Here is a 17026-nt window from a genome sequence, read left to right on the forward strand (position 1 = left end):
GCTTCCTAGAAGTGACAGACACCGGCCTGTACCGGGAGTGCGATGGATATATTGTCCATCACACTCCCGGTGTCATGACTACCTGCTCTCACGTGCCTTATGAGGTCTGTGTTTAGGTGGGGCTGAAGCTTGCGGTGCCCCTTCTGTATGTGGAGTGCGGACGTGATGTGCTTCAGCTAGAATATCTTCCGCCTCTTCGCGTATGCGCGAGCTCGCTTTCTGGAATTGCGCGCTGGTACGCGAGAGGGTCGTATTCAGGCGATGCCCTACATCATCCACTATCTCCTCGGCTCTACTCATATGAGGGTTGCTGCTACTAGCCGTGGCCTGTTCGGCCTGTTGAGACTGCTCCATGCCTTCTGGGGTATGTTGCGCTCTTTCTGGATGCTGCCTGCTTCCCAGGTGATGCATAGCATGATTAAAACGGCCAAAGGCGTAACCAAGTTGATGCCCTAAGTGTTCAGCCGGACCCTCATCGCTCTCAGAGCGGTCTGAACCTGGCTGCTGTTGATGTTCTGGCTTCATCGTTCCTGACCTCCCGCAACCCCAGGAGGTTGCATCTCTGGAGAAGGATGTGCTCCATTTGTTGATACTTCATCTTGATCGGCCTCTTTCAGGCCATGTCCAAATCCCTTGAAGAATGAGTTGACTGCTTCGCCTGCTGCCAGGACACCGGCTGTGCCATAGACGGCACCCTGGCGTACAAGTTTGCGTGCGCGCGGCGAAAAAACGGTCGCGGCGACGACAGCGGTTACGGCTACCTCAGGTTCTAGATAGTCTTCGAGCTCCATTTTTGTGCCACCTTTCGCTGCATATAGCAACAAATCCATACCCCTCATCGGGGAGTAGACATATCCTAATGGATAAGTAAGCAAGGAGAAATAAAATATAATATAGAATACACGTATGACGAAAGCCCAAAGATACTAAGTCTTCTGTAATTATGTAGAACTGTTTGCCACGCCAAGCCTCAATCGGGGTATGAGATGTGGTGGAAAAATGCCTGCTGCATTTTTCCACCACATCTCATATAATGTAGGGCCCATGCTTGCATGGACTAAGAAGCGTTTGGGGTAGGGGATAGAGCTTGCTCTGCCCCTACTTGAGATAGAAATGAAAGGAAAGAGTTATGGCCGCATATTTCATTGTGGATATAGAAGTGAACGATCCTCAGATGTATGAGGAGTACCGCAAACTGGTGGGGCCCACGCTGGAGCGCTATGGTGGGAAGTTCCTGGCGCGTGGAGGCGCGACAGAGACCATTGAGGGCGATTGGCGACCGAAGCGCCTGGTTATACTAGAGTTTGAGGACGCGGACCAGTTTAAGCGCTGGTACTACTCGCCCGAATATAGCGAGGCCAGGGGTATTCGCTTCAAGGCGTCTAGCGCGCGGGCGGTCTTGCTTCAGGGAATATAAAACGAGTTAGGCATCAGGAGCCAGAGAGCAGAAACCAGCTTAATGCTTCGCGCGCAATGTTCTCTGGCACATGATGCCCGCCTGGAAATTCATGATATTCAACGGCGTACTTAGTCTGTCGCAATTGATTGACAATGCGCCGGCTACAATAATCAATGGGGAGCACAGGATCACGTTGCCCATGGGAGATATAGACGCGAGGTAAACCCTGATATTCCGTTGGCTTCATAAAGCCGGGAGAAAAGGCGATGATATGTTTGAACATATCGCCATTTATGAGCCCAAGCGAGAGCGCGTAGGAAGCACCATCAGAGAAACCTTCGACTGCTATACGCTCTGGATCAATTATATAGCGGCTGAATATCTGTTCCAGTGCCTTATCGATGAGTGCAACATCGGGGCCATAGTGCCCGTCTGTAATGATGTCCCAGCTTTGTGAGTGGGAGGAAGGCGCGAGCAGGAGCAAACCAGATTCCTCGGCGTGCGACTGAAAAGGTAAGAGTCCTCCTGTCGCGTTACCGCCCGCTCCATGGAGCATGACGACGAGTGGTGCTGGATAATCCGGCATATATGTACGGGGCACATACAGGAGACAGTCTCCCGTTTTCTCTATGTCCAGAGAATGGATTCCTGGTGAGCTGATGCTATATATGTGTCTGCCCGGTTGTGCATGTAGCCGTCCCCAGTTGTGACTTGCTTGTGTCTGTTGTGTGTCTCTCACTGTGTTTAACCTCCTTTCCCTTGTCACGTTTGAATAAGACGAGAAGAGAACGCTTCATGCTGAGAGCATGATCGAAGATTATTTTGCCTGGCTTTGTATGGGTGGTGGTAAGATTTCAATTTCGCTATCGGCTTGTCCGAGTGTACTGGAGGCGGCAGGTAGTGTGAGCAGGGCGCGTGTTCCCTCATGAGGGGTACTTTCCAGGCGCAGCGAGCCGTCGTGAGAGGTCGCGATGCTGCGGGCGATGGAGAGGCCCAGGCCCGTGCCGCCCGCGGCACGTGAGCGGGCTTTATCTACGCGATAGAAACGCTCGCCCAGGTTGGGTAGGTGCTCTGCCGGAATACCAATGCCGTTATCGCTTATCGCGATCTGGGCCTGCTGGTCGACGAGCGAGGTATGTATGGTTACACTGCCACCAGCATGATTGTATTTGATGGCGTTATCGAGTAGCACCAGGAGGGCCTGTTCGAGCAGCAGGGGATCTCCAATAACGCGCAGGTCGTCTCTGACTTCGGCCTGGAGGGTAATACCCTTCTGATCGGCGAAGGCCGTGACACGGCGTAGACCAGCCTGGACAATGGTGTCGAGGGAGACAACCTCGTGCTCGCGGTGCTGGGAGCCTGCGTCCAGGCGTGCCAGGGTCAGCATATTATTGGCCAGCGTCGTCATATGGCTGGCTTCGGTCACGATATCTTCTAGCAGCTCGGCATCTTCAGGGTCCATGCCTTTGCGAGAACGGAGCAGGACTTCGGCATCGGCGCGTAGCAGCGTCAGAGGCGTCCGCAACTCGTGCGAAGCGTCGGCAATAAAGCGTTGCTGATTATTCCAGGCCAGGCGGGCGGGGACCAGCGCCCGGTGCGAGAGAAAGAGCCCACCGATAACCGCGCCAAGCATCGTCACTCCACCTACCGCGAATAACAGTGTCAGGATGATGGAGAGGGCCGTCTCCTGCGGCTGCACGGATTTTCCTACGACAATAGCGCCCAGGTAGCTTTTCCCGTCCGGGCCGGGAATACCTAACGCATAGCAGTCGACCTGCCCTAGAGGCCCGCCTGTATCAATAATGCCGCTCGCGCTTCCATTTTGCATCGCCTTCAAGGCCAGTGAGGTATCGAGAAAGGCCGTGGGCAGCTGTGGCGTATCCTCCTCCTGGAGTAAATTGGCACTTTGATCAAAGCAGGCGATCAAGATAGGATCATGTGGAACGTAGCCAGAGAGAGGAAGAGAAGGCATTGAGCAGGGATGATCTGGCGAGATAGTGAGCCACTCCTGTGCCCCATGTTGGGCACGGCTTATCAGGTCATCACTGACAGGCGAGAGCAAGAGTTGTTGCACGCCAAAATAGAGCGTAACACCAAAGAAGATGAGCGCGATTGCCAGGACGCTGCTATACCAGAGGGTTAAGCGCAGGCGCAGGCCAGAGAAGAGGGCCGCGCCAGGTTCCCTGGATTGACGGTGCAGGTAGCGGCGGAATCGCCAGAAGAGTGATGGTTCGTTCTTCATACAGCCTTCTCCTTGCGGGGAGGATAGGCTTCGAGCTTGTACCCGATGCCACGCACAGTCTTAATGAGTGGGCGTGTGAAGCCTTGATCGATCTTATCGCGCAGGTAGTGAATGTATATATCGACTACGTTAGAGAGCGCCTCCAGATCATAGCGCCACACGGCATCGGTAATCTGGGTGCGTGTAAGGGCCTGTCCAGGATGGCGCATTAGATATTCAAGGAGGGCGAACTCTTTCGCGGTCAGCTCGATGACGCGCTCCCCACGCCGGGCCTCATGCCGCACCAGGTCGAGGATCAAGTCATCGGCGCGCAACTGGGTCGCCACCTCAAAGGTACGGTCGCGGCGGCGCAAGAGGGCGTTGACGCGTGCGAGCAATTCCTCCATCGCGAAGGGCTTGGGGAGATAGTCATCCGCACCCACATTGAGGCCAGCCACGCGATCCTCGACCGAGCCGCGTGCCGTGAGCATCAGGACGGGAGACATGACATTATCGGCGCGCATACGGCGACAAATCTCAAATCCGTCGAGTTCGGGCAGCATGACATCAAGAATGACCGCGTCATAGGTTCCGCTTTCGGCTAGTTCAAGGCCGCTCAGTCCATCATACGCGAGATTAACGGTGTGACTCTCTTCTTGCAAGACGCGGCGCAAGAGGTGGGCAAGTTTTTTTTCATCTTCTACCACCAGGATATGCATAGTTGCCTACCTTCTTTCTCTAACAGAACCACTCTCTCAACGTATTCTACCAGGAATAGCCCGGCTTGAAAAATGGTGAAAAGATCTAAATTAAAAGAAACGCTTATTTTTCTGCATGACGGGTGCGGGCAGGGTGCGTTCAGGCTCCTGAGCGCTCTTCAAGAGGCGCAGGACGAGGAGTGTTCCCACCAGGAGGATGCTGCCGATATAGAGCGCCGTTGCCCACCAGGTATCGCTATCGCTGCCAATAAACACGCCATGGAGTGTGACCAGGACATACAAGAGCAGGGTCAGGATATGGAAGCGGCGCCACCATTGATAGCCAATGCGCGGGCGCAGCCAGGTGCTGAGGCCGATGGCGAGTCCCAGGTAGAGCGCGAGAATGCCCAGGGTCATCCAGAAAGTGCGATAGGTGCTGGCAAAGGGAATGAGCACCTCGCTCCAGGCAAAATGCGTAAAGGGATCGATCCAGATAGCGAGCACGTGTACAAGTGTAAAGACCAGCCCGAGCAAACTCAGGAAATTGTGCAATTCGCTGTTGATGAGGCGTGGCCAGCGTGAAGATTGCCAGCGCAAGGTGAGCGCGAGCCCGACCGCGACCGCGAAGGTTAGTAGGACATAGGCGGTCAGCCCACCAGCGCGGGCGACGTTCCAGGTTAGCGCATTCCACATAGATGTTATTCAACCTCTCCACCTACTTCTTATGCGGAAACCAACGTCGCTCTCGCGATTAGTGCTTCCCCCATTCGGGGCGAGCGGTGGCACGGCAAGCGCGCTCAGGTTTCCGAATAGGCACTTAAGAGACGTGAGAGCCAGAGACGGGTGGCTGATTGGAATTGTCGGTGCCGAAATTGTCACCGCCATTACCTGGCCAGGACTGAGATGGATCGGACTGATTCTGGCCTGGCGTGACCTGGTTGGATGAATTGGCGGGCGTCGCCTGACGTGCTGCATCCCCCACACTATGGCTCATCACCAGGCCACTGAGCGCGGCAAAGCAGGCGAGTGTCGCGATAACGATCCCGCGCTTCCAGCGACGTGCCAGGGCCAGGACCTCTCTTTTGGGAAGGCGAGCTGTCGGCTTCGCTGTACCAGGCTGTGGCCGTAGCGTGGTAGGCTGAACTGGCGCATATGGCCTGGTAGGCTGGGCATAGGGATAGGGTGGCGCTGGTGGTTGTGTGTTTTCCTGGCCGAAGAAAGGAGGGATATCCTGTCGCGGCCTGGCTTGCTCAGGCGGGGGGAAGGCGAACCGCTCGCCATACCTCTCGTAGAGATTGGAAGAGTCCATAAATTCTGCTCCTGGTGTGGTTGCACCCTGTGGAGGTGGTGAGCCTCCACAAGGTAATGTGATTAGTGGGTTGTTGCGCAGTCGTAGAGCTGGCTGCGGGCGCTAGAGTTGGTTGACCAGGCGCTGCTGGGTACCAGGGTGCAGTGCTGGGTGACCCAGGTTGTTGCACCGCCGGAGCGAGCGCCACCGAAGCCACCAAAGCCGCCACTCTCCAGGCGCTCTCGCAACTGCGATGGGAGATCTTCGAGGATCTGCTTGGGTAGGGAGCCGCCACCACCTGAGTCAAGCAGGAAGAAGCGAACCGTGCCATTTTTTACCAGCGAGGACAACTGGCTGGTAGTAAGAATGGGATCGCTACCACTGAAGCCGCCCATTGCCATTACGGCCTTGTTGGTCGAGAGAATAATGCTATCGGCGGTATTGGAGCTGGGTGTCGCGACCAGGTATTTGGCGTTTCCCTGATGGGCCACCAGGTAGCTGATCAAGGCCTGATCGCTTGTACTGGCGCCATCGCCGCCGGCTGGGCCGCCAGCATTGCGCGCGAAGTCATTGCCCTGGGAGGGTCCAGCCACCGGAAGCTGAGAGGCGGTATTCTGAATAACGGGTATCGCCGCCCAGATGGTTGGAGTGATCAGCAGAACCAGGACCCCAAGTGCCAACGCCAGCGAGAGGACACGGACGTTGGGAGCCTGAACGCGAATTCTGGACGCGAGGCGATAGGCCAGCAGGACGCCCAGCGTGAAGATAGAGAGGACTGCAATCAGCGGTGTCAAGAACTGGCTCCAGGATGGGTAGCTCTGGAGGATATAGATCTGCTCGACTGCCGTAAGGGCCAGGGCCAGGGGCAGGAGCCAGCCACGCCAGCCAGAGGTGCGAAAATCTTTCCACATAACGACCAGGCCAATGCCGAAGAGGGCACAGATGGCCGGGGCCATCGTTGTCATATAGTACTGGTGGAAGAAGCCTGCGACACTGAAGAAGATGCCCTCGGTGAGCAACCACATGCCCCACAGGACTAGTGCCTGTTGCTGGCGATCACCCTGGAAGCGCAGACGACGCTGGAAGGCGAGGGCGAGAGTGCCCAGAATCGCGGCGGGTAAAAGCCAGGCAATCTGGCTACCCAGGGCCGATTCAAAGAGGCGGAGGGGACCAGGGTTACCCGTACCAAACATACCACCGCCATTGCCACCAAATTGCCCGTCCCGTCCCACGTTTGGAGGAAGATCAGGCGTGCCTGAACCATTGGTTCCACCTGGGAAGCCACCCTGGCCGTTGCCTGGGAAGCCATTTTGGGAGCCATTTTGGTTTCCTGTGCCCTGGCCATCTGTGCCCGTCCTTGTGCGGTTCCCATTACCACCGAAACCACCAGCTCCGCCAAAGCGGCCCAGCAGGCGACTGGCACCGTTATAGCCAAAGGCCAGTTCGATTTCGGAATTGGTCTGGCTGGAGCCGACATAGGGACGCTGAGAGGCAGGCGTTAGATCGACAGCCACGAGCCAGGAGAGCGTAAGAACCGCCATTACCACGCCCGCGAGCAACAGATGCAGGATACGCTTGCCGATGCTGTGAGGTGCCGCAAGCAGGTAGAGCAGGCCGAAGGCCGGCACGACCAGGTAGCTCTCCAGCATCTTGATATTAAAGCCCAGGCCAACGGCCAAAGCGCTCAGAAGGAGCCAGCGCAGGCGCCCGGTCTCGGCCGCGCGAAGCACCGCCCAGGCACCAAGCAGCATCACCAGCGTCAGCGTGCTATCAATCGTATTATTGCGGTTAGTGACGACACTGATGGGGCTGATAGCCAGGGCCAGGGCCGCGAGCAGGCCAGCGACCACGCCGAAGTGGCGGCGCACCAGCCAGTAAAGGATAGCCACCGAGAGGACACCCGCCAGGGCCTGGGGAAGAGCAGGGCAAAGCTCGTAAAGCCAAAGAGCTTGGTGCTGATGACCTGCAACCAGAAACCAAGCGGGGGTTTATCAATCATGACGAAGCCGCCTGGATCGAAGGAGACAAAGAAAAAGTTATGTAGACTATCGCCCATGCTCTTGACTCCGGCTGCATAGTAGAGGTTGCCGAAGCCATTTGCTCCTAACTGGAAGAAGTTCATAAAGATCGAGATGAGCATAATGATACCTAGAGCAATGCGGCTCCAGGTCAAGGATTGCGGCTGTATTTTATGTGCCGCATCGTCCTCCGCTGGTGGTCGAGCTACAATTTCTGTTGTATCAGCCATAGGTGTTCCCTTCACTTATCTTTTATGGATGGAGTGCTTTGTTTTTAATGAAAAGTTTGCCGCTCGCGGCAGCAGTACGAGTTAATGCTCTACTGTATCAGTGTACGCCTCATTTATTGGTCATTTATTGGAATATCATGAGAATTTTCCCATAAATGACCAGCGTTTAGTGAATAAAGACCCAGAGGCGCATGGCCAGGAAGGAGAGAATGGTTCCGCTTGCGATGGCGAGGCCCTTCGAGAGGTCTGTCCAGACGAGCGTATTGGTCACAAAGGGATGCGTGACCATGCTGGCGAGCCAGGTGAAGAGGCTATTCCAGCTAAGGCCCAGGAGCGTAGCCAGGCCAAACCGCTTTAGCTCGCGCCAGGTTGTAGGCTGGCGATGGGTAAAAGTCCAGTTTTTATTGAGCAGAAAGCTATTCGTTGCCCCCACACAGTAGGCAATGGCGGTATAGAGGGCAATCAGCCAGGAGCTACCAGTTGGGCCCAGCAAGAGCAGGGCATTTAAGACGAACAGGTCCAATACAGTATTAAGCCCACCGACCGCGCTAAAGCGGAGAAGCTGTACCCAACCTCTATGTGCTCGCATATCATGTTCAGGTTCAGGGCGCGTTACCGAAGAAAAAGTGTACGTGTCGGAAGTCTCCCTGGGGGAGAGGGTTGATGTTTCTGGCACGATTGTTTACTCTCCAAAGGATCAGTCATCCATGATGAACGACCTACGAGTACGATCAATAGGACTATCAATATCAAGATGAGTTCTTGCGGTAGCATAACAAGCGAGGATGGGAGAAAGATTGGAGAAATATGAAGAGATTCTCATCCTTGACATGCCTCTAGATTTGCTCATACACTGCATTGCAACGTTGCATGGAAGGCAACCTATCCGTAATGAGTTAAGAGAGGAAGCAGTAATGCTACAAGCGAAGGCTTATTTTGACACTCATCACCATGTTGGGGTGATTGACCAGCGCATCTTCAGTGGCTTCTTAGAGCATCTGGGACGCGCAGTATATGAGGGTGTATATGATCCAGAGAGTCCTTTGAGCGATGAACAGGGTTTCAGGAGAGATGTGCTTGAGGCCTTACGGGCGATGCGTATGCCCCTTGTGCGTTATCCCGGGGGGAATTTTGTAAGCTGCTACGACTGGACGGATGGAATTGGTCCACGTGAGCAGCGCCCGGTCAGAGTCGATTATGCCTGGAAGAGTCGCGAGACGAATCAGTTTGGCACAGATGAGTTTATGGCATGGTGTCAAGAGACTGGGATCGCACCCATGATGGCAGTGAATCTGGGGACGGGGACGCCCAAAGAGGCATCCGCCCTGCTGGAGTATTGCAATCTGCCAGGAGGAACATATTGGGCAGATCGTCGCATTCAGAATGGGCATGAGCAGCCCTACGATGTGCGCCTGTGGTGCCTGGGCAATGAAATGGATGGCGATTGGCAGGCAGGACATGTTCCCGCCGAGGTGTATGCCCAGCGGGCGAAGGCGGCGGCGATTATTATGAAGGGTCTTGACGCAAGTATCGAGACTGTGGCGTGTGGCTCTTCTGGTCGCGGTATGTCAACCTACTTGCACTGGGATCGCACCGTGCTGGAGCATTGTTGGGAGAACATCGACTATATTTCTGCCCATCGCTATAGCGAGAACAGGCGAGGTGACTCAGCCTGGTTCCTGGCCGAGGGCGTAGAGATTGATCGCGTCGTTGATGATTATGCCGCGCTCCTGAATTACGTACGTGGCGTCAAACGCAGCGAGAAACGTGTGCATCTCTCCTTTGATGAGTGGAACGTCTGGTATAAGAACATGGAGATGGATGGCAAGGGAGAGAGTGCGCCTCATTTGCTCGAAGAGGTATATAACCTGGAAGACGCCCTGGTCTGCGCGCAGTATCTTAGCAGCTTTGTGCGTCACGCCGACGTCGTCAAGGTGGCTTGCCTGGCGCAGATTGTGAATGTTATCGCACCGCTCCTGACAAAACGTGATGGCTTGCTCGTTCAGTCGATTTACTATCCCATCGTCTCTTTCGCCCAACATGCGCGTGGCCTCTCTCTCGTTCCGGCGCTTGAGAGTCCTACCTACAAAGCAGGCGAGCGTGGTGATGTAGCAGCTCTGGATGCCGCCATGAGCTACGACGAAGCCTCAGGGACGGTCGCGGCCTTCCTGGTCAACCGTGAGCAGCGGCAGGAGATGCGGGTGGTGCTGAGCTTGGGCGATCAGCGCTTTGGCGAGGTACTGAGCGTCGAAGTTTTGGGTGGTGGCGATGCCAAAGCTGCTAATACCTGGGAGGAGCCGAAGCGGGTAACGCCGCGTAGCGCAGAGGCGCATGTCAACGAGGTAGGCGAGCTGATCGTGACCGTGCCAGCCCCTGGCTTCGCAGTTGTGCGCGCCCGGGTCAGTAAGAGGTAGTGATGCGTACTGACGTACGCGCCTACGCGTACGTCAGTAGCGCCTGCTTCTAAACAAGCTCGGTTTCGGCGAGGGCGCTTTCAGCCTGGTGGAGGACACTTGTCTGCTCGCTGACAGGCTGTGGACTGGTAACGCCGGGAGCATGGCCGATGCGTGCTATGATCCCGGCAAAGTCGGCATAGCTAGTCGCGAGTGGAAGTGACCCCCAGCTTTTCTGGGCTAGCGAGCGTAGGGGGGCCGCGATGCCTCGAGCCACCTCCTCTTCCGTCTCCAGCACCGGGTTATCACACCAGACGTGCAGTTTTGCGCCCAGATTGCGCGGATGGAAAGCCTCAATGGCGAGAGGACCGTGAAAGACATGGAGTTCAAAGGACTCATAGATGCCATCGGGCCTGGCGCGCCAGTTATCATTGCCCAGGACATAATACAGATAATCGGCGTTGCTATTCATAATATAGAGGTTGCGATCGACGATTGCCTGAGGGTCTAGCCCCGAGCGATACCAGTGCTCATAGATAATATCGTCGGCCAGCTTGACTGCGGAGCCGCCATGTAGTCCATCATTCCAGGCGCGGGTGATCTTACCATGGGCTTTCACGATCTCATTTGCCCAGTTGACAAAGCCCAGGTAGGTGTCTTTGATCACGGCGTCAGGGCCATAGTGCTCACGCGCGAAGGCGAGTAACTGGGGATAGCGCTCGTAATCGTCCTGCATGATATACTCGTCTGCCCCGATGTGCCAGAAGGGGCTGGGAAAGAGCGGAATATACTCTTCCAGAATATCACGCATGAGTTGATAGGACTCTTCTTTAGCCAGGTCAATATCGCCACCGCGTCTCTTGCCGCCCAGGCCGGTAAGCTGTAACTCAGGATGAGCGGCGAGAATGGTGTCCATATGACCTGGCATATCGATTTCGGGCACTACCGTGATGTGGTACTTGTGCGCAAGCTCAATGAGGGAGCGTATCTCAGCTTTTGTATAGTGTTGTGGAGAGACAATTTCGGGATGGCGCTCGCTTTCCAGGCGAAAGCCATAGTTATCGGAGAGGTGGAAGTGGAAATAGTTATATTTCAGGTAGGCCAGTTCACGAATATGCTGCTCTAGCCACTCGACGGAGAAGTGCTTGCGTCCCATATCAACCATGAGGCTGCGTTCGGGGTATGCAGGCCAATCGCTAGCTGTCCCACCGGGGATGACAAGGTTGTGCTTGAGGAGTTGAAGTACTGTGCGGGTGCCATAGAAGATGCCAGTCGCCGTCTGAGCACGTATCGTCAGGATAGGCGTGATTTCAAGTACATAGCCCTCTGGTTGGGAAGTGGTATCACCTGTCTCAAGGGTCAGGAAGATATCGCCGGGCTGCAAAGTCCCGCCAATGGTAATCGCCGGACGTAACTCGGTGAGGGCCAGGAGGTCATCTACAAATACACTGGCGGTAGCATAGAGCTGCGAAGTCATACGACCATCAAGAATAATGCGCGTTTGCGCGCTGAAGTGATAGGGGGTTGTGTCCGCAGTCCATGCTTTGAGGGCCGGGATAGTCAGAGGACGTCCAGCAACCTGCTCATCATTGAGTGTTAATGGTAGTAGCGACGTTGTACCAGTCAGGCGATCCATATGACACTTCCTGTTTCAGATTCCTAACGAATGCTCTTTTTGTCTACCTGACATCAAGTCAAGATAGCAAAAGAGGGAGCTGCGCTTTATTGTATGGATGGGTTCTCACAAGAGTAGCGTTTTTATGCTTGCTTGTCAAGAAAAAGATTTTCTATGAAGGATGAATGAGAGTTTATTGCTAATGCCGTCTTCTTGCTCATGTGAAGAAGCATCCTGGCTGCCACGGGCAGCCAGGATGCTTCTTCACATGAGCAAGAATATAATGCTCTAGAAGGTGACGGGGAGAGTGTTCAGGCCCATGATGAGTGAGCCTGGACGCCAGGTAAGTTCTTCGGGCGCGACGCTCAGGCGCAGGTGAGGGAGGCGGCGCACCAGCGTGCCAATAGCAATTTGACCTTCGAGGCGTGCCAGGGGAGCACCCAGGCAGTAGTGAATGCCCTTGCCAAAGGCAAGGTGCCGATTCTCCTTGCGCGTAATATCGAGCTTGTCAGGACTGGCAAACTCTTCTTCATCGCGATTATTAGCAGAGAGCGCGACAAGGATGTGATCGCCGCGTTTCATGTGTTTACCACCAAATTCGAGATCTTCACGAACCCAGCGCTGGGTTGCGAGCAGCAAGGGACCACGATAGCGCAGAAATTCCTCGACCGCTGTTCTAATCAGCTCAGGCTTTTCCTGGAGTAACTGCATCTGATCAGGATGTGCCAGAAGGGCCAGAATGCCATTGCTGATCAGATTAACGGTTGTTTCATGTCCAGCAATAATGAGCAGAAAGACCATGGCCACCAACTCTTCCTGCGAGAGTTTATCGCCTTGCTCCTCTGCTTGAATAAGCTTACTCAGCAGGTCATTAGCGGGAGACTGGCGTTTGCTTTCGAGTAGCTTAAGGAGATACTGGTAGAAGGCCATAAGCTCGCCCGCCGCCTGGCGAAAGGCCTCAGGATTGCCTGAGGCCTCTACAATGAGGTTGGACCAGGAACGAAACTTTGCGCGGTCGGCTGAGGGAACGCCCAGCATTTCAGAGATGACGATCATGGGAAGCGGAAAGGCGAACTGGTCAATCAGGTCCATCTTGCCTTTGGACTCAACCGCGTCTAGCAGTTCGTCTGTGATCTCCTGAATACGTTCGCGCCACTGCTCCACCAGGCGAGGGGTGAAAGAGAGGTTGATAAGCGAGCGTAGACGGGTATGGTTGGGCGGATCCATATTGAGCATGTGGAGGCTAAGGAAGCTTGAGGCCTGTTGTGGTAGCGCACGCGGGAACTGCTCTATCTCTTCGGGAGTGAAGGCGTTGCCCACGTTTTTCACGAAGCGCTCGTCTCGCAAGATGGTATCCGCATCCTGGTAGCGTGTTACTAGCCAGGCGGCGCGCCCACTTTGCAGTGTAATCTGGTGAAGGGGGTCCTGGTGACGCAGGTCTGCGAAGGTAGGGTATGGATTGGCTTTGAATGCTGGTGAAGTTAGATCCAGGTCTGGATATTGTTGCATGTTTTCTTCCTTTATTTTATTTGCCATAGATTTAGCTCGCATCCATAGAAGAGACACGTCTACTGTGAGAACTGGGTCTCGCTTGAGTTGATAGTTGCTTCTGATGGTTGAGCCTGGGCACTAGAAGCATGAAAAGTAATAGTACTTTACGCCTCTTTTCTAAGCTACATGCTCGTATGTTTGTTATATTACTATGTTGTAGATATACAAATCTAGAGCAGTGATGCATTGGAGGAATTTTCCCGCGATGATGGAGCAAACTGAACAAAAGCTCGGCAACTATCGGCTGGTGAAACGCATCGGTCAGGGAGGCTTCGCCAATGTGTATCTGGGGGAGCATATATACCTGAAGACGCAGGCCGCGATCAAGGTATTGCAATTGCAGTTGACGCCAGAGGTGCTGGAGACCTTTCTTACGGAGGCGCGGCTCATCGCCCACCTGGCACATCCCAATATCGTGCGGGTATTAGAGTTTGGGATAGAGCAGGAGACGCCCTTCCTGGTCATGTCGTATGCCCCCTATGGCTCGTTGCGTGAACTGCACCCGGCGGGTAGCGTTGTACCCATTTCAGCGCTTTCGCAGTATGTGCGCCAGATGTCGCAGGCTCTCCAATATGCCCACGATAGCGATATTGTGCATCGCGACGTCAAGCCCGAGAATATGCTGCTCATGGATGATCACACCGTCATGCTGAGCGACTTTGGTATCGCCGTGGGCGAGCAGAATCGGCAGCATACGCAGGCAGGTCGAGGCGTCATCGGAACCTCGTTTTACATGGCCCCCGAACAGTTTCATGGTCAGTACTCTCCTGCCAGCGATCAGTACGCTTTGGCGGTCGTGGTCTATGAATGGTTGTGTGGTGTGCCTCCCTTTGTTGGCTCACCGACCGAGGTCGCTATCCAACACATCCGTTCGTCCCTCCCCTCCTTACGAGCCAGGATGCCCGCCCTGCCCATCACCCTTGAGCATGTCATCGAACGCGCCCTGGCCAAAGATCCACAAACGCGCTTCCCCTCCATTCAAGATTTTGCCTCCGCCTTCGAGGAGGCTTGTGCGATGCTACCCACCCGCACGAGTAACTTGAAACCCTTGCATATGAGCCTGCCAAGCAAGGTTGCTCAGTCCTCACCGGAGTATCATTCATCCGCCACGGTCGCGGGTCCCTTTTATAGCGGGACCTTGCCCCCACCCTCGACGACGCCCCTTCCTCCCTCCAATCCTCCTCAGAGACAGATCTCGCGTCGCGCCGTGGTCGGAGGACTGGCGGGATTAACGCTGGGCGGCCTGGCGCTGGCTGGCCTATCGACGGTGTTTCGCTCCCAGTCACAAACGGCTAACTCCACTCCGGCTGTGCATACAAAGAAGAAGCCAACGCCAAAAACTCAAGCTACAGCGACGCCCAACGCGACCGCCACAGCCCAGGTCGCGGTCATCAATGGTGTGCCAACCAGGCCCGCGGTAACCTCATGGGGAACCGGGCGGTTGGATGTCTTTGCACGTGGCAGCGATAATGCTCTGTGGCATCGAGCCTTTGATAATGGCCACTGGGCGGCCTGGGAGTCGCTGGGTGGCTCGCTGGCCTATGACCCGGTCGCGACCTCGTGGGGGCCGGGACGGCTGGATATTTTCGTGCGTGGCGCAGATAATTCTTTTCAGCATATGTGGTATGACGGCACCTGGCATGCCTGGGAGACGCTGGATGGTATCCTGACCGCCGATCCAGCGGTTGCCTCACCTCTACAGGGTGTCATCGATGTCTGTGTTAGTAGTGTTGGCGGTGCTGTCTTCTACCGGCGCTTTACTGGCGTCTGGAATGCCTGGACGGCGATGGGTGGAGTCGCGTCGGCTGCCCCGGCGATCTCTTCCTGGCACACGGGGCAGATTGATCTCTTTGTACGCGGTACGGATAATCACCTCTGGCAGAGGCATTTTGAGAATACCTGGCGCGACTGGACGCCCATCAGCCAGGATACCTTTACTACCGGCCCGACTGTGGCCTCCTGGGCGCCGGGACGGCTTGATGTCTTTATCAACGCCGCCGATAGCTCCGTACGCCATAACTGGTTTGATGGGACCTGGCATGACTGGAGCTTTATCGCGGGCGCGCTTGGCTCCGCGCCTACAGCCGCCTCTTGGGGGACGAACCGTATTGATTTATTTGCACGCTCAACCAGTAATATCTTGCAGCAGGCCGCCTATGATGGAAGCTGGCACGACTGGACCCCTCTCCCATAAGCACCAATTCTTACCCCGTGTGCAAGTTATTTCAGGTAGTGGGCGTGGTACATGCTGGTGGCCTCAGACCGCCAGCATGTACCACGCCCACTACCTGTTTCTAAGCAAGCGTGCTATAGACCTTGACAAATGTCTTAGGCTGCCCTAATATCTTAGTGGGTGAGTCGGATATAAATCCTATTGTTGCTAAGATCTTATGCCGAAACCCAACGTCACTCTCGTGACTAGCGCTTCGCGCTCAGGTTTTCGGATAAGAAGTAACTCTATTTTTCTCTCCCGCGGGAGAATACCATATTTATATTATAACCATCAGGAAGGGTTGACATGTTTACCAGGACCAACTTCAAGATGACAAATCCCCTGCGTCTGGGTATACGTATTGTGCTGGTTATTGCTGGTCTGCTTGTTGTCGCGCTGCTTGTCTGGCAGGGAATTACGGCCTCGGGAAATCCCGATCCAACGACGGCCCATATCAGCCAGGGGGCGGCGATTGTCAATACCGGGCTACTGGTCTTTCGCGAGGGGCTGGAGATGATCCTGGTCCTGGCTGCGATCACGGCGAGCATGGTGGGACCCAAGAAGGTGTACCGGCGGCCAGTGGCTCTGGGGTCTGTCGGCGGCTTCCTGGTGACGATTGTAACCTGGTTTGTGGCCATCGCTGTTCTTAGCGTCATTAACGCGCCTGCGCTAGATATTCAGGCCGCGACTGGTTTGCTGGCGATTATAGTCCTCCTGGTCATCATGAACTGGTTTTTCCACAAGATTTATTGGACCGGTTGGATCTCCATGCATAATCGTAAGCGCAAGGACCTGATGCAGCAAGAGAAAGAGGAGGGTGGAAGTAGCTCACGTATCCTCTTTGGTATGGCTATGCTAGGGTTCTCCTCCGTCTACCGTGAGGGCTTTGAAGTTGTGCTCTTTCTGCAAAACCTGCGCCTACAAGTTGGTTCAAATATCGTGTTGCAAGGCGTGGCGATTGGTCTGTTCCTGACGGCCATAGTGGGTGTTCTGACCTTTATCGCGCACCATCGTCTTCCATATAAGAAGATGTTGATCCTGACAGGTGCCTTGTTGAGCATCGTCCTGGTGGTGATGGTTGGCGAGAGCATTCAAGAGATGCAGTTGGCCCACTGGGTTGGGACCACACCTGTTAACCTGCCCATTCCAGCCTGGATGGGACTCTGGTTCGCGCTCTTCCCCAATGTCGAAGGGATCATTGCCCAGGTCCTGGCGGGTGTGTTTGTGATTGGTTCATACTTCCTGGCGCGCTACCTGCAAGTCTGGCGCCCAGTCAAACAGGCCGAGGCGGCTCGCCGCGAGGCGGAAGTGGCTAAGCTCGTGGCCTCAGCGCAGGAGCCAGTCTCCAGCCATTCATAAGTTCTAAGTCCATGCCAGCATTGATCCTACAAGGGAATAGGA

At 55.1% G+C, this 17026-nt stretch carries 16 protein-coding genes; 4 read left to right on the forward strand and 12 right to left on the reverse strand.

Features of this window, described 5'->3' with window-relative positions; all coding sequences use genetic code 11:
• Positions 1-78 precede the first annotated feature (78 nt).
• Positions 79-525 carry a hypothetical protein gene (locus JMJ16_RS47535; protein ID WP_201393051.1) on the reverse strand — a complete coding sequence of 149 codons (447 nt, stop codon included), beginning with the start codon at positions 523-525 and terminating at the stop codon, positions 79-81.
• On the reverse strand, positions 522-791 hold the full coding sequence (locus JMJ16_RS47540) for a hypothetical protein (protein WP_201393053.1): 270 nt from the start codon (positions 789-791) through the stop codon (positions 522-524). Before JMJ16_RS47540 ends, JMJ16_RS47535 begins: the two co-directional genes overlap by 4 nt.
• A 338-nt stretch (positions 792-1129) precedes the next feature.
• On the opposite strand from JMJ16_RS47540, the gene JMJ16_RS47545 reads away from it, so the two are divergent.
• Positions 1130-1417, forward strand: a complete 288-nt coding sequence (locus tag JMJ16_RS47545) for a DUF1330 domain-containing protein (RefSeq protein WP_201393055.1) — start codon at positions 1130-1132, stop codon at positions 1415-1417.
• Positions 1418-1430: 13 nt separating this feature from the next.
• On the opposite strand, the gene JMJ16_RS47550 is transcribed toward JMJ16_RS47545, so the two are convergent.
• From JMJ16_RS47550 to JMJ16_RS47580, 8 genes are all read right to left on the reverse strand, one after another.
• The gene (locus JMJ16_RS47550) at positions 1431-2000 is read right to left on the reverse strand and encodes an alpha/beta hydrolase (RefSeq protein ID WP_201393057.1); all 570 of its coding nucleotides are present in this window, start codon (positions 1998-2000) and stop codon (positions 1431-1433) included.
• 216 nt (positions 2001-2216) lie between these two features.
• On the reverse strand, positions 2217-3641 hold the full coding sequence (locus JMJ16_RS47555) for a cell wall metabolism sensor histidine kinase WalK (RefSeq protein ID WP_201393059.1): 1425 nt from the start codon (positions 3639-3641) through the stop codon (positions 2217-2219).
• Complete coding sequence (locus JMJ16_RS47560; RefSeq protein ID WP_201375018.1) at positions 3638-4339, reverse strand: response regulator transcription factor; 702 nt, start codon at positions 4337-4339, stop codon at positions 3638-3640. Before JMJ16_RS47560 ends, JMJ16_RS47555 begins: the two co-directional genes overlap by 4 nt.
• A gap of 90 nt (positions 4340-4429) precedes the next feature.
• Entirely contained in the window at positions 4430-5011 is a 582-nt protein-coding gene (locus tag JMJ16_RS47565) for a ferric reductase-like transmembrane domain-containing protein (RefSeq protein WP_201393061.1), read from the reverse strand.
• A gap of 124 nt (positions 5012-5135) precedes the next feature.
• Positions 5136-5627: a hypothetical protein gene (locus JMJ16_RS47570; RefSeq protein ID WP_201393063.1), complete on the reverse strand. Its 492-nt coding sequence runs from the start codon at positions 5625-5627 to the stop codon at positions 5136-5138.
• 62 nt (positions 5628-5689) lie between these two features.
• The gene (locus JMJ16_RS47575) at positions 5690-7474 is read right to left on the reverse strand and encodes a glycosyltransferase family 39 protein (RefSeq protein WP_236602084.1); all 1785 of its coding nucleotides are present in this window, start codon (positions 7472-7474) and stop codon (positions 5690-5692) included.
• Entirely contained in the window at positions 7366-7854 is a 489-nt protein-coding gene (locus JMJ16_RS55300) for a hypothetical protein (protein ID WP_236602041.1), read from the reverse strand. The genes JMJ16_RS47575 and JMJ16_RS55300 overlap by 109 nt, the downstream gene beginning before the upstream one ends.
• A gap of 166 nt (positions 7855-8020) precedes the next feature.
• Complete coding sequence (locus JMJ16_RS47580; protein WP_201393065.1) at positions 8021-8530, reverse strand: GtrA family protein; 510 nt, start codon at positions 8528-8530, stop codon at positions 8021-8023.
• Between the two features lie 238 nt (positions 8531-8768).
• Between JMJ16_RS47580 and JMJ16_RS47585 the strand changes: the two genes are divergently transcribed.
• On the forward strand, positions 8769-10268 hold the full coding sequence (locus JMJ16_RS47585; protein WP_201393067.1) for an alpha-N-arabinofuranosidase: 1500 nt from the start codon (positions 8769-8771) through the stop codon (positions 10266-10268).
• 49 nt (positions 10269-10317) lie between these two features.
• Here the strand turns inward: JMJ16_RS47585 and JMJ16_RS47590 are convergent, their stop codons facing one another.
• Complete coding sequence (locus JMJ16_RS47590; RefSeq protein WP_201393069.1) at positions 10318-11883, reverse strand: family 20 glycosylhydrolase; 1566 nt, start codon at positions 11881-11883, stop codon at positions 10318-10320.
• A 267-nt stretch (positions 11884-12150) separates the two neighbouring features.
• Entirely contained in the window at positions 12151-13371 is a 1221-nt protein-coding gene (locus JMJ16_RS47595) for a cytochrome P450 (RefSeq protein WP_201393071.1), read from the reverse strand.
• A gap of 247 nt (positions 13372-13618) precedes the next feature.
• On the opposite strand from JMJ16_RS47595, the gene JMJ16_RS47600 reads away from it, so the two are divergent.
• Together JMJ16_RS47600 and JMJ16_RS47605 are read left to right on the forward strand one after the other, a co-directional pair.
• On the forward strand, positions 13619-15607 hold the full coding sequence (locus tag JMJ16_RS47600) for a protein kinase (protein WP_201393073.1): 1989 nt from the start codon (positions 13619-13621) through the stop codon (positions 15605-15607).
• Positions 15608-15931: 324 nt separating this feature from the next.
• Complete coding sequence (locus tag JMJ16_RS47605; protein ID WP_201393075.1) at positions 15932-16984, forward strand: FTR1 family protein; 1053 nt, start codon at positions 15932-15934, stop codon at positions 16982-16984.
• The last annotated feature ends 42 nt before the right edge of the window (positions 16985-17026 follow it).

Source organism: Ktedonobacter sp. SOSP1-52 (assembly GCF_016587395.1).